The organism is Desulfitobacterium dehalogenans ATCC 51507, assembly GCF_000243155.2.
Lineage (GTDB): Bacteria > Bacillota > Desulfitobacteriia > Desulfitobacteriales > Desulfitobacteriaceae > Desulfitobacterium > Desulfitobacterium dehalogenans.
The window spans coordinates 233550-246851 of the sequence record NC_018017.1 but is presented as its reverse complement, the minus strand read 5'-3'; the positions used below and the strand labels follow the sequence as shown (position 1 = coordinate 246851).

Sequence of the window (13302 nt, the reverse complement as noted above, 5' to 3'; positions counted from 1 at the left end):
GTCATTGGCTGTTCCTTGTTGTTTAGTTTTCAAAGACCATTTAAGACCATTTTGTTTCGCCACTCTCTGTGACGGAATCTTAGTTTAGCAGATTGATTTTTAATTGTCAACTGCTTTTTTCTAAAGTTTCGAATCATTCTTTAGAAGCTTCTTCAAAACGTTTTCCGTTTCTGCGATGCTATATAATACTATCACTTGATTAAGTTGGTGTCAATATTAATTTCGACAAAATCTTTAAGTCTATAAGTCCCCTTCTGGAGTCCTTAAATGTTGAACCAAATTCATCTGGACAACCTTTACTGCCTACCGCCAAAGGTATTTGTAGGTTGTCCAAAATTCCTTAATATATTGACCTCAACACGGCGATTCTTAGCCCTGCCTTCTTCAGTCGTATTGGCAGCGATTGGTTGGAACTCCCCATAACCAATCGACCTAAACCTCGATTGATCCAGCCCATTGGATTGCAGTAGATACTTCATGAAGTTTAAGGAGCGTCGAGAGCTCAAATCCCAATTGGTGGGGAACTCGGCCGTGTTGATAGGAAGGTTGTCCGTGTGCCCTGCCACTTCTACATTATAATTAGGATACTGTCTTAAAATCTCTGATATAATATGAGCTAACTTTTGAGCCTCAGTCTTTACTAAAGCAGATCCTGAATCAAAGAGTGCGTAATCCCGAATACTGATCATCAGCATTTCATCAGTGATCCGTGTCTCAAGCTGTGTGCTCAAATTGTTTTCATTAATATACTGATCTATTTTTTCCTTCATTTCTCTCATGTCATGCTCTTCTCGTGCGCGAGCCGCAGCCAAAACGCTCTCCGTCTCAGCGGTCACCGGATTGTCGTTTTTGCCCATATTATCGTCCGTAATATCAATGCTTAGATCACTTGTAGATTCAAAGACACTTGTTCCCCCGGTAAATGCGCTGTTAAAGCCAGCCATAATGCGCTCATACTTTTTTTGGTCGATTTGCCCAGCGGCAAATAGAATGATAAATAGCGCCAGTAATAAGGTTAAAATATCCGAATAAGGCACCAACCAGGTTTCATCCATGTGTTCTTCATGGTGCTCTTTTTTATGCTTTTTCATTGCCCATCTCCTCGGTTAATTCTCTTCGCTCGACTGCGGAAAGATAGGCAAAAAGTTTATTATGTATTGCATTGACATTGTCCCCTGCTTGAATCGACAAAATCCCCTCAAGCATCATTCTCTTTACTCCCGCTTCCCTTCTCGAGAAAAGCTTCAGTTTATTAGCCATGGGATGCCATAAAACATATCCTGTAAAAATACCCAGCAAGGTGGCGACGAAAGCAGCTGAAATCAGATGCCCGAGGGCTTCTACCTCATTTAGGTTGCTCAAGGCGGATATCAACCCCACCACAGCGCCCAATACCCCTAAGGTTGGTGCATAGGTTCCCATTTGGGAAAAAATAAGGGCACCATCCCGATGCCTTTCCTCCATCGCCGAAATATCCTCGGAGAGAACATCGCGAATGAACTCGGCATCATTCCCATCGATAGCCATGGCCATCCCTTTTTTAAGAAAATCATCGTCAATCTCTTCTAAGCGGTTTTCCAGAGAAAGTATACCTTCCCGGCGACTTACCGTAGTCCATTCGGCAAACTGCTTGACAAGTTCCTTCTTGGATATCAATTGTTGCTTCGCAAACAAGATCTTAAAGAGCTTCGGTACCCTCTTGATATCCTCCATAGGAAAGCCAATAAAGATGGTCGCTATAGTACCAACGATAATAATCAAAATAGCCGCCGGATTAATAAGCGCGGTAAGACTAGCTCCTTTAAGAACCATTCCAACGCCTACAGCAATAAAACCCAAAAGTAAACCTATCAGTGTTGATAACTCCATACTTTTCTCCCTTTATATAAGCTTTTTCGATACTCCAATATTCGCGGAAAACTCCAAATCTCCTGCTGTAATTTCAAATGAATCCTATTTTGCAAGAGTCTTTTTTCCTATAATCATTAGGTCTTTTTTCCTATTTTTAAACTCTATTTTTACTGATCCCGTATTTTTCGACTTTTCTATAGGAAAAACATTCTTTTAAACCGAACTATATATTATCTTAATTAAATGAGGTACAAATTGATGAAGAATCTTATAGTTCTCGGAACCGGGCATGCCGTTGTGACTCAATGTTATAATACCTGTTTCGTATTAGTAGATAAAGATAATTATGTACTCGTCGATGGCGGTGGAGGTAACGGAATTCTCTCCCAACTACAAAAAGCTAACATACCCTATGACAAGATACATCATGCCTTCATAAGTCATTGCCATACAGATCATCTCCTGGGTATGGTTTGGGTAATTCGTATGATAGGAAGCACCATGGTTGCCGGAAAGTATGAAGGAGATTTCAACCTTTATTGTCATGATGAACTTGCTTCAGGTCTTCATTCCCTGGTTGAAATCACTATGGACAAGAAGATCGCTGATTTAATTGGTCGTCGAATTCATATTATTTCTGTAGCTGATGGACAGCAAGCAGATCTGCTAGGTCATACCTTTACTTTTTTCGATCTTCATTCTACTAAAGCTAAACAATTTGGTTTTACACTTCACTTAGACGGTAATAAAAAGCTAACATTTATGGGGGACGAACCCTATAATTCCTTATGTGAGAAGTATGCAGAGAACAGTGATTGGCTCCTATGTGAGGCTTTTTGTCTTTATGAAGAACGAGAGCTCTTTAAGCCTTATGAAAAACATCACAGTACAGTAAAAGATGCCTGCGAACTGGCTACCCTACTCAATGTTAAGAATCTCATCCTATGGCACACAGAAGACAAGAATATCGAGAAGCGTAAAATATTATATACAATTGAAGGAAAACAATATTTTAAAGGTAATCTTTTAGTCCCTGATGACCTCGATGTCATAGAGCTTTAAAACCATCTATATATGATATTCTTTATTGACCCTGATAAAATCGCCATTTTTCATACACATCCAACAGATAGAAAAAGGTTTCATCCAACCACTTTCTATAATCTTCTTTATCACCGGGCTCCGACTGAAATACATCAATACCCTTTTCCACTGCACTTCTCGTCATTTCAACACAGTCTACTATAAATGCTAATTCTAAAAACCTTAAACTAACGATGTAACCCTCCTCAGTTTGGAGCTTAAGCACTTCATACTGAATTCTATCCAGCAGACGATTTACGGTCTCAAGATCCTTTTGGGGTTGTCCACTCTCATCGGGAATCTCCTCTACCTCAATCATAAAGTATTCCCGTCCCAGCCGCATACAGTATATGATCATTTCGGCATCCTCTTGAGTTAACCGCAACTTTCCCTGAAAATCATTTTCAAGGGAGGTCTTTTCTGCAGAGGGAACAGTCCTTTGAATTTTACGTTTTTCCTTATATTGCTGAAAATCAATGATATTGTCTTTACTCGACGACAAATTCTTCTCTCCCTCCACGTCATTTAATCAAAACAACAACTTACATTGTACCATATATAAAAAGAAATGCTTTTCATTCCTGCAGGAACTCTAATTATATCGTTAAATGCCAGAATTGGCGATATTTATGAAGACTTTTGCCAAACAATCATAGCTTAGAAGCAAGAAAGAGGTACAGTATGAATAAAAACTACACCGAAATAAACTCCAAGGTCTTTGACAAATGGGTTGAGGAAGGCTGGAAATGGGGACAACCCATAAACCACGAAACCTATGTAAAAGCGCAAGACCAGGATTGGTTTGTGGTGTTAACCCCTACTAAACCTGTCCCTAAAGAATGGTTCAGCGAAATGAAAAATGCGAAAATACTGGGATTAGCATCAGGAGGCGGTCAGCAGATGCCCATCTTTTCAGCCTTGGGGGCAGCATGTACCGTCATTGATTATTCGGAGAGGCAGCTGCAAAGTGAAAAAGAGGTCGCTGAACGCGAGAACTATGCCATCGAGCTTGTTCGAGGTGATATCACAAACCCATTGCCTTTTGCCGATGAATCTTTCGATTTAATTTTTCATCCTGTTTCTAATTGCTATATCGAAGATATCCAGCCCGTTTGGCAGGAATGTTATAGAGTATTGAAAAAAGGCGGTATCTTGCTCACAGGATTTGACAACGGCTTTAATTACCTTTTTGATGAGGATGAGAACACTGTAAGGTATAAATTGCCTTTTAATCCGTTGAAGGACCCGCAAATGTATGAGCGTTCCTTGGAAAAGATTGGGGAACCTGCTGGAACAAAATCTGAGCACCATGATTGGGTTTGATTGCGATGAGAGCAAAGTGACTGCCATAGCGAAACTGCCCCACTTCATAAGCAAAGCCAATTTAATAATGCAAAAGTGGCATAATTAATAAAAAAGAAGTCGCAGGATAAAGACCCTCGTTCTTTATCAGCGACTTCTTGAATTAACAGGAAATATAATACATTTCTAATTTAATATTCGTATTACAAGAAGAACACACACCCAAGACTAATAGCCATTGTAAATACACAAAGTCCAACTAGGAAGGCAATTGATTTGGGGGATAATTTCGAACTATCATTCATACCATAATCCTCCTCTCTTTGTCTCCAATTGTTGAGGCTTTTTGCAACAACTTATATTGTGATTATTAACACTTGCACTTGAAGTATACTATACTTACTCTTTAAACTCTATTCAAAAAGTCCTATTATTTCCCCAAAATTTCTACAATATCGCTATATTTGACAGATAGACCTACAATATGACAGATTAACCTACAATATGACCGAAAACATTACAAATAGCTGTTTATTACGCGGTAGACCGTTTCAACCAAACTATGCATAATTAATGCATCATAATCTAGATAAGGTTATAAAGATATTGACCATAACTATTATTAGAAAAGAAATCCGCTAATTTTTCCACCCGCTTTTCATCAATATATCCCAACCGGTAAGCAACTTCTTCCGGGCAAGCAATCTTCAATCCTTGACGATCCTCAATGGTCTGAATAAAATTCGATGCCTGCAGTAAGGATTCAGGAGTCCCGGTATCCAACCAGGTGAATCCCCGTCCTAACTTTTCCACACTTAATTCTTGATTCTTTAAATAAATCTTATTTACATCTGTAATCTCCAGCTCCCCTCTGTAAGATGGCTTAAGATTAGCCGCAATATCGACGACTTTATTATCATAAAAATAAAGTCCGGTAATTGCATAATTGGATTTTGGTCTTGAGGGTTTTTCTTCTACACTCGTAACTTGACCGTCCTGATTAAATTCTACAACCCCATATCGTTCCGGATCTTTTACCCAATAAGCGAAGACAGTTGCCCCACTTTCCTGTTTACCGGCGCGAGCAAGAATTTCCGATAGTCTATGTCCGTAGAAGAGATTGTCACCTAATATTAGAACACAATTGTCTCTCCCAATAAATTCCCGACCGATGATAAAAGCCTGGGCCAATCCCCCAGGACTTGACTGGATTTCATACCTTATGCTTATCCCCCATTGACTTCCATCATGTAATATTCTTTGAAACAACGACTTATCCTGGGGTGTCGTTATGATCAAGATTTCCCTAATACCCGTCAGCATTAACGTGGTGAGCGGGTAATAGATCATGGGTTTATTGTATATGGGCAAAAGGTGTTTACTGACAGTTATAGTAAGGGGATATAATCGACTGCCGCTCCCCCCAGCTAATATGATTCCCTTAGTCAACTCCCATCACCTCTCCTTTAATCACAAACAAAGTCCTAAACGGTCAGACCATGCCTTTGCCGCTGATAACTCCCATCAATGACGCGCTGACACCACTCCCTGTTGTCCAAATACCACTGCACTGTTTTTCTCAGCCCACTTTCAAAAGTCTCCTGAGATTCCCAGCCTAACTGAGTTTTTATTTTTGAATAATCTATCCCATAACGCCGATCGTGCCCCGGTCGATCCTTCACAAAAGCAATTTGCTGTCGATAACTTCGACCATCCACCCGTGGAGACATTTCATCCAACAGCTCACACACATTATTCACTACTTCAAGGTTGCTTTTTTCCTGTTTTCCGCCAACGTTATAGGTTTCACCCAATTGGCCACGCTCTATCACAATTTTTATGGCTTCACAATGTTCGAGTACATAAAGCCAATTTCGGATATTTTGACCATCACCATAAATCGGTAATAATTTATGATCGAGAGCATTAAGAATGATTAGGGGAATCAGCTTTTCCGGAAACTGAAAAGGGCCGTAATTATTGGAGCATTTCGTGGTTAAGGTGGGCAGATTATACGTTTTGTGATAGGCCCTCACCAAATGATCGGCAGCAGCCTTTGATGCAGAATAGGGGGAATTGGGGGCATAGGGAGTATTCTCCGTAAAATATCCTTCATTACCCAAGGACCCATAAACCTCATCGGTTGAAACATGCAGAAAACGAAAGTTATCTTTAATATCCAATTCACTCCAATAGCTGCGTATCGCCTCTAGCAGTTCAAATGTACCTAATATATTCGTATGAATAAAATCATCTGGTCGATCAATAGAACGGTCCACATGGGATTCCGCGGCAAAGTTTATTATGCCATCCGGTCTATACTTTTTCAGCAGACTTGTGACCAAGGCCCGGTCTCCAATATCACCCTTAATAAAAACATAATTAGGATGCTTCGATACATCTGCTAGGGAATCGAGATTGCCTGCATAGGTTAACTTATCAAGGTTTACAATGCGAACACTTCCGGTTTGAATCATATAGCGAATGAAATTACTCCCGATAAAACCACAGCCACCGGTAACGATCCAAAGCTTCATCGTTGTCCCTCCATCCCCTTTGAAAAATACCTCATACAATAAAAAGAGCCCAGACTTCTCTTCCCTCTCAAGAATGATACTATTTTCACATTATTTCCGAATAATTGCTATAGTGAAATCATCGTAAGTACTTATATCCGTATAAAGAATTTTTATACTTAATAATTCTTTCATTATGATGTAACATTAAGATAGGCACCTTTGTTGCTAAAAAGTTTCGCGAATCACAACGAAACACATGAGAGAAGGTGAGCATTTGGACACCTACCAGTTGAAAATTTTTCTTGCTGTATCTAAATTCCAAAGCATTTCTAAAGCTGCTAAAGTCATGCATCTAAGCCAGCCTGCAGTGAGTACACATATCAAGAATTTAGAAGAGTATTACATGGGTCCGTTATTTGAACGGACACAACAAGGCGTTTCTCTTACGAAAGCTGGGCAGGTCTTCTATACCTATGCCCAACGAATCTTAGCGCTTCAAGAAGAAATGGAACAGCAATTAGAAATTACCATGCAGCATGAGAGCAACCAAATTATCGTGGGCGCAAGTACAACGATTGGCAATGTTTCCCTTCCCTGTTCAATCTATTTGTTTAAAGAAGAATATCCCGAAGTAAATATTCGACTCGAAATTGCCAATGCAGAAGAAATACTGCGTAAAGTCAAAGCAGAGCAAGTGGATTTTGGTGTGGTAGAAATACTTCCTGAAATGCCAGGAATCAGTACCCATCATGTTACTTCAGATGAATTGGTACTGATTGTTCCCCCATCTCACCCCGCTCAGACCGATAAAATAACTTTAAAGGAATTTCTGAGTCAACCTTTAATTATGCGTGAGTCGGGGTCGGGTACTCACAAAGTGCTGGCACAATTTCTTGAAGCTCAAGGTTATACTTTTAAGGATCTTAATGTAATTACTGAAATGACCACTATAGACGCCATCAAGTCAGCCGTACAAGCGGGGATGGGGGGAGCTGTCGTACCTCGTTTGTCCGTAAAAAAGGAAGTCTATCAAGGATCACTTAGGGCCCTTACTATTATCGATTTGGATATGCCCTTGAATTATAATATCATAAAGTTCGACCATCATTATTTGTCTTCTAAAACCAGACGATTAATCAAATTTCTCACCGATCCGGAAGAACGCTTTTTATGTTAATGATATAAAAACATTAAAAAGAGGATGACTTTATTTCCCGGAATAAGTCATCCTCTTCTTATATCTGAATTCTTAACGAACTAACATCTATCACAACAAAAACCGCACTAAGAGCTTCGCTCCTAGCCAAGTCCCCATGAATACTGCAACAGCGAAAATCCATCCCGACAGCGAACTTGAAGCAATACCATTAAGTACCAATCCAATATTGCATCCATAGGCAACACGAGCCCCATAGCCCATAAGCATTCCACCGATTAACGCAGAAATCGCGAATTTCTTATCCTTAATTGGATGAAAACGTGCCTGGGAAGCAACGAGTGTCGCCCAAAAAGCACCCAGAATCACGCCTAGATTTAAATATGTTCCATCAGATAATAACAATTGCTTAAGGCTAATATCCAAATTATTAACTAAACCGATCTTTGAACCAATCCATACGGACCATTCCTCAATATTAGTGGTAATCCCCCAAGGTCTTTGCCTGATCACCAGAACCAGCATATTTAAAATTGCCAATACCGCCGCACCAACCCAATAAGCCCAAGGTCCCTTATAAATGATTTGCAGTTTTTTTCCCATAAGACCCTCCCTCTTAGTTGTGTCCTTTGGTTATCTCTAGCCTCCATATCCCATTGGAAACTTCACTTTCCTCGATTTCATGCCCATGTTCCCGTGCCCAGAGAACTATAGCCCTGCTCGTACAACTATGATCCGTTTCTAATACCAACCGATCCCCACATGCCATTTCTTTTAATTTACGCTGTGTTTTGATTATAGGTATAGGGCACATTTCACCCCATATATCTAAAGTATAGGTTACCACGGCTCAGCCAACTCCCTTTTGCTTTTTCTGCCACCAGCGAATGACTTCCCATAAAAGGAATAAGATCAATAGCTGGATAAACACAGCAGGAACCCACCCTACGATATCCGGAAGGGATATCCCCGGAAATTCTTGAAAAATCGAAAGCCAATACGGTAAGGAGTATTTACCCAAAAATGCTCCAAGGAATAGCCCGAATAAGGCAATCATTTGCATGGCGAAACCTTCACCAACACGCATGAGAGTACCGGAAGCACAGCCGCCGGCCAAAACCATCCCCGTTCCAAAAAGAAGGCCTCCGATGAAGGTATGGGCACCAAAAGGAGTTACATACAAATTTAACGGGAGATTAAATATATTGGATAAATAAAATACAATTGCAAAACCGGGAATACTAATTGCTAACAATAATATTAAAGCCTCTGTAAGTTTAGTCGTGCCAATTAACAAAGGATCACGGAAAGCGGCTACAAAGCAAAACCTTGATTTTTGCAAAGTAAAACCAATAGCTAAACTTACTGCGAAAATCAAAGCCAGCTGTATACTAACTTGAATCAATAGCAATAGTAGCAATAGTATAAAAATTGAAAAACCTAAGTTAAGTTTTTGTTGTGATTTTTTTAACATAATAACCTCTTTTACACTGAATCCCCTCTAATTTAAGTTTAATGTTTTTTTAAAATTAGTCAATAAATTTATGAGCACTCAGTCATAGACATAAAAATAGCTAACGGAGGCAGAATCTACTGCCTCCGTTATTAATGATATAACCCTTTGCTCTATAGAAAAATCTTGCCCTTTCTCTATTTATAAGAGTTTATTTAAGAAAATTTTATGGATGTCCTTGTAATTTGTCATCATGACATTGAGCACAATTCATTTTTCCTTGCTCGTTATCCAGCATGCTTTTGGCTCCATTATGACATGTTAGGCAACTCGTAAATTCTGATCCGGGACTATACGCCGGGATAAACTTTCCCTCTTTCCACTTGTTGAGAATCAATACAGCTTCGGCTGCAGTATCTCCTGAGACCTTAGCGCAACGATCTGCTTTTTCATCAGAGTTGATTTTAGCGTTTGCTTCATTCGCCCAAAGGCTAACGGATACATGGCATAGTGGAGAATTGGCTATTGTCGTAATTTGGTTAGGGAACTTGGCAAAGCTATCCATTTTGGTGGATGGAAAGGGAAACATCGTATACCAACCCATTAGTTCATTGCCGACTTGATCGATATCTTTTCCAGCAACCAAATTCATAACAAGCAAGCTACCATTCAGAGCCCCACATAATGTACCCCAGGATAACGCTCCGCCTTTACCATATTTAAACATATCCGTGGGAATGGTATTCCACGGTCCGCCTACTTTTTCCTTAGCAGAGTCAACTAAGGCCTTTCCGGCGGCGTAGCAGCAGCCACCTTCAAAGTAGTTTTCATAAGCGCGTTTCCTTACCACTTCCGGATCCAGTGGTTCATAAATCCATGGCACCGGTTGAGCTTCTATATTGGTAGTGGATGCAGTGGCAGGGCTAGCTGCTTCTTTTGCCCCACATCCGACTAAGGCAGCCCCAGCTGCAAAGGTAAGACCTGCCGTGATGAATTTTCTACGAGACACAATTGAATTTGACATAAACGCTCCTCCTTTTGTTTGGAAAACTTTATAAAATCAAACCATCCTGAGATTGGCATCTTGATCGGCCGACTGATACAGATACTTAAGAATGATCCCCTGCACCAGGTTGAGGTTGAGCATTTGCAGGCTGACTACCAGCGGCATTTTCTGAGGTCCCGACAACCGGGAATCCTTTATTTGCCCATCCGGCACCGGCTGTAGAAGGCATGCCCATACCGGAATTCAAAGATACTGCATCATAACCCATTAACCGAAGAATTGCCACGGTCTGGCCGGCCGTTTGGCCGGTATAGCAGTAGACGATTACTTTTTTATCTTTGGGAAGCTGTTCAAAGGAAGTTTGCATTCCCTTCGCGAAGGGAATATTGACTGCACCTTCAATATGGCCTTTAGCAAAATCCTCGGCTTTTCTTACAGATAAGAACATAACGCTTGGATCTTTGGTATCCAAAGCCTTTTTTGCATCGTCTTCACTGATTTTATAATTGGCATATGTCGTTCCTTTAAGTTCAGCCATTTTCGAGAAGTAATCGGCTATAGCTGCTTGAATTTCCGGTTCGACCTCTGCCTTTCCTTCCTGAACGGCATTGGCTGTGATTTCTGTCACATCGGCTACACCTTCGACCTTAGATATGCCGAGATTCCAGCCAAGATTGACCGATTTCGCATTAAAACCAGCCACATTTAAAAGAGCAACAGTCTGGCCTGCTGTTTGACCGGTATAGCAATAGACCATAATTGTTTTGTCCTTGGGTAAATTTGCAAGGTTCTTAGCGATCTCTTCACCCCATGGAATATTTACAGCTCCCTTAACATGACCTGCATCATAATCCTTGGCTTGACGAACGTCCATGATAAACATAGCTTCGTTGGCTTTAACTTTAGCTATAAAGTCTTTTTCCGAAATTTTGTAAACATCATCCGGCATATTCGCAAAATAATCTTCTGCGGCTTCTTGAACCACATTAGCTTCAGGCGTGGGAGACTGAGGAGTCTCAGTAGATGCGGGTTGTTGGGTAGCCGGTTGAGTCGTTGCCGGGGTACTGGGGGAAGAGGCGGAACATCCCGTAAGTATGAGGGATAAAGACAGAAGAATTGAAAGTGATAAGAGCCTAAACTTTTCCATAAATTTTAAACCTCCTTTTTTCTTTACAAAACTGTCTTTGTTAATTTTTATACAAACTCATTATAAGTGAATAATTTAAATCTGTGTTATAAGGCATTACTATATACCTATCATATAATTTGATATCCTCCCCACTCTTTGAGTTGGTGATATTTGATACAATGGAGGATAGAGATATTAAGTACAAATAGAAAAGAATAACCCTATGTTAGTGAGGAACTTATGTTTAAAAACATCATTACATCAAAATTCATCTACTTCCTTCTAACCTTCCTTTACATAACTTGTAATCTCATCATTCTTACCCGCTTTCCTTTCGTTCATTCGGATGAAACCTGGTTAAGCGGTTTATCAAGAAATATTATGGAGACGAAAAATTATGCTGTAACTGAAACCTTTTTTGACCTTTATCCTCGTAACCCTCATGCCATCAAAAGCCTCTTCCATACTCTGCAAATTCTCTCAATAAAGCTAATGGGGTATGAAATTTTAACCATCCGGCTTTTATCCTTTTTATTTGGGTTACTCACTTTAATCTGGTTCTATAAACTTTGTAATACCCTATTTAATTCTAAAAAATGGGCTTTCATTTCAACTCTGTTTTTGTCCATGGATATTCAATTTGTTTATGCCTCACATTTTGCCCGTCAAGAAATTATTCTACTCTTTATCATGCTGTTTTCTTTGAACTATTTTCTATCTAACTTTTTAAACATGAAACCAATCCACCATCTATTTCTTGGCATGATCATCGGACTTAGTATTGGCGTACACCCCAATAGCTTTATCATCTGTTTGGTTATAGTTTTTCTTTATCTATTTCATATTGCTTTTACGAAAAAGCTTAAACTATCCGGATTATTGACCTATGCTATTCCAGTAGGATGTTTTGCCTTAGGCTTTATTGGCCTGAGTTTATACTTTGATGCCAATTTCATCGGCAACTACACTCAATACGGAAGTCAATTTGGGGTTACCAATACTCTTATCTCAAAGGTCTCAGAAATTCAGAATTTCTATATAAAGCTATACTATGGAATTAGTGGAACTTATTATACCCCTGACATCCGACTGGAGTTCTGTCTTTTCTTCATAGCACTAGCCGCATCCATCATCTTTTTGTTTAAAGAAGAGCAAAAAAAAAGAGTGCTGATATTAAGCATCATCCTTGCCATCGTTGCAGTTAATTTAGGGATCATAGTAATCGGCCGCTTCAGTCAACCGAGTATTATCTTTCTTTTCCCTTTGGTCTATATTCTGGCAACCTATGTCCTAATATGTATTAGTAAAAAATCCAGGATATATTTAGCTTTACTTCTTCTTCTCATGATAACTATTAATACTCTTGTCAATGTTCTTCCTTACCTTAATCGTTCCTATGAAAACTATCTCCAAGAAATCGGAAAAATCGTGCCTAAAGAGCACATCGTCCTCGCCAATCTCAATGCTGAAATGTATTTTGAAAACGGTAAGCTTTACGATTATAGAAACTTAGCTCATCTTAAAGAAGATAATTTGACATTTGAACAATATATCCAACGCAATAAAATTTCTTACATTATTTATCCTGATGAAATGGACTTCATTTTTGCCTACAGGCCCCAATGGAACAATGTATACGGAGATATTTCTTTGTATTATGAAGATATGCAAAGGTTCCTTCGGACAAAGAGTCAATTAGTTTATGAGTTTACAGAACCCACTTACGGGATGCGGATAGCCAGATATATTAATCAAAAGGATTGGAAGATTAAGATATATAAAGTAAATGAGTAAGCCGGGGCT

Annotated in this window: 14 protein-coding genes; 4 read left to right on the top strand and 10 right to left on the bottom strand. The window is 39.6% G+C overall.

Features of this window, described 5'->3' with window-relative positions; translation table 11 throughout:
* Positions 1–296: 296 nt before the first annotated feature.
* Positions 297–1091, bottom strand: coding sequence for a flagellar motor protein MotB (locus tag DESDE_RS01175; protein WP_014792216.1), 795 nt, complete (start codon positions 1089–1091; stop codon positions 297–299).
* Positions 1078–1869: a flagellar motor stator protein MotA gene (motA, locus tag DESDE_RS01170; RefSeq protein ID WP_014792215.1), complete on the bottom strand. Its 792-nt coding sequence runs from the start codon at positions 1867–1869 to the stop codon at positions 1078–1080. The genes DESDE_RS01175 and motA overlap by 14 nt, the downstream gene beginning before the upstream one ends.
* A 240-nt stretch (positions 1870–2109) precedes the next feature.
* Here motA and DESDE_RS01165 point away from each other — a divergent pair, with 240 nt between their 5' ends.
* Complete coding sequence (locus DESDE_RS01165; RefSeq protein WP_014792214.1) at positions 2110–2913, top strand: MBL fold metallo-hydrolase; 804 nt, start codon at positions 2110–2112, stop codon at positions 2911–2913.
* A gap of 22 nt (positions 2914–2935) precedes the next feature.
* Here DESDE_RS01165 and DESDE_RS01160 read toward each other — a convergent pair whose 3' ends face one another.
* A complete protein-coding gene (locus DESDE_RS01160; RefSeq protein ID WP_014792213.1) occupies positions 2936–3436 on the bottom strand; it encodes a hypothetical protein in 501 nt (166 codons plus the stop codon).
* A 179-nt stretch (positions 3437–3615) separates the two neighbouring features.
* Between DESDE_RS01160 and DESDE_RS01155 the strand changes: the two genes are divergently transcribed.
* On the top strand, positions 3616–4257 hold the full coding sequence (locus DESDE_RS01155) for a class I SAM-dependent methyltransferase (protein ID WP_014792212.1): 642 nt from the start codon (positions 3616–3618) through the stop codon (positions 4255–4257).
* Between the two features lie 564 nt (positions 4258–4821).
* Here DESDE_RS01155 and rfbA read toward each other — a convergent pair.
* Both rfbA and rfbB read right to left on the bottom strand, forming a co-directional pair.
* Positions 4822–5685, bottom strand: a complete 864-nt coding sequence (gene rfbA, locus DESDE_RS01150) for a glucose-1-phosphate thymidylyltransferase RfbA (protein WP_014792210.1) — start codon at positions 5683–5685, stop codon at positions 4822–4824.
* Positions 5686–5720: 35 nt separating this feature from the next.
* Positions 5721–6773 carry a dTDP-glucose 4,6-dehydratase gene (rfbB, locus tag DESDE_RS01145; protein ID WP_014792209.1) on the bottom strand — a complete coding sequence of 351 codons (1053 nt, stop codon included), beginning with the start codon at positions 6771–6773 and terminating at the stop codon, positions 5721–5723.
* A 256-nt stretch (positions 6774–7029) separates the two neighbouring features.
* On the opposite strand from rfbB, the gene DESDE_RS01140 reads away from it, so the two are divergent.
* Positions 7030–7932, top strand: a complete 903-nt coding sequence (locus DESDE_RS01140; protein WP_014792208.1) for a LysR family transcriptional regulator — start codon at positions 7030–7032, stop codon at positions 7930–7932.
* A gap of 90 nt (positions 7933–8022) precedes the next feature.
* Here DESDE_RS01140 and DESDE_RS01135 read toward each other — a convergent pair whose 3' ends face one another.
* The 5 genes from DESDE_RS01135 to DESDE_RS01115 all read right to left on the bottom strand — a co-directional run bounded on the left by DESDE_RS01135 (position 8023) and on the right by DESDE_RS01115 (position 11517).
* On the bottom strand, positions 8023–8514 hold the full coding sequence (locus DESDE_RS01135; protein WP_014792207.1) for a YeeE/YedE thiosulfate transporter family protein: 492 nt from the start codon (positions 8512–8514) through the stop codon (positions 8023–8025).
* Between the two features lie 13 nt (positions 8515–8527).
* Positions 8528–8725: a sulfurtransferase TusA family protein gene (locus tag DESDE_RS01130; RefSeq protein WP_242831388.1), complete on the bottom strand. Its 198-nt coding sequence runs from the start codon at positions 8723–8725 to the stop codon at positions 8528–8530.
* 36 nt (positions 8726–8761) lie between these two features.
* On the bottom strand, positions 8762–9385 hold the full coding sequence (locus DESDE_RS01125; RefSeq protein WP_014792205.1) for a YeeE/YedE thiosulfate transporter family protein: 624 nt from the start codon (positions 9383–9385) through the stop codon (positions 8762–8764).
* Positions 9386–9590: 205 nt separating this feature from the next.
* Complete coding sequence (locus DESDE_RS01120; RefSeq protein WP_014792204.1) at positions 9591–10388, bottom strand: cytochrome c3 family protein; 798 nt, start codon at positions 10386–10388, stop codon at positions 9591–9593.
* 85 nt (positions 10389–10473) lie between these two features.
* Positions 10474–11517 (bottom strand): rhodanese-like domain-containing protein, encoded by a 1044-nt coding sequence (locus DESDE_RS01115; protein WP_014792203.1) that lies wholly within the window; start codon positions 11515–11517, stop codon positions 10474–10476.
* Positions 11518–11739: 222 nt separating this feature from the next.
* Between DESDE_RS01115 and DESDE_RS01110 the strand changes: the two genes are divergently transcribed.
* Positions 11740–13293: an ArnT family glycosyltransferase gene (locus DESDE_RS01110; RefSeq protein ID WP_014792202.1), complete on the top strand. Its 1554-nt coding sequence runs from the start codon at positions 11740–11742 to the stop codon at positions 13291–13293.
* Positions 13294–13302: the final 9 nt, after the last annotated feature.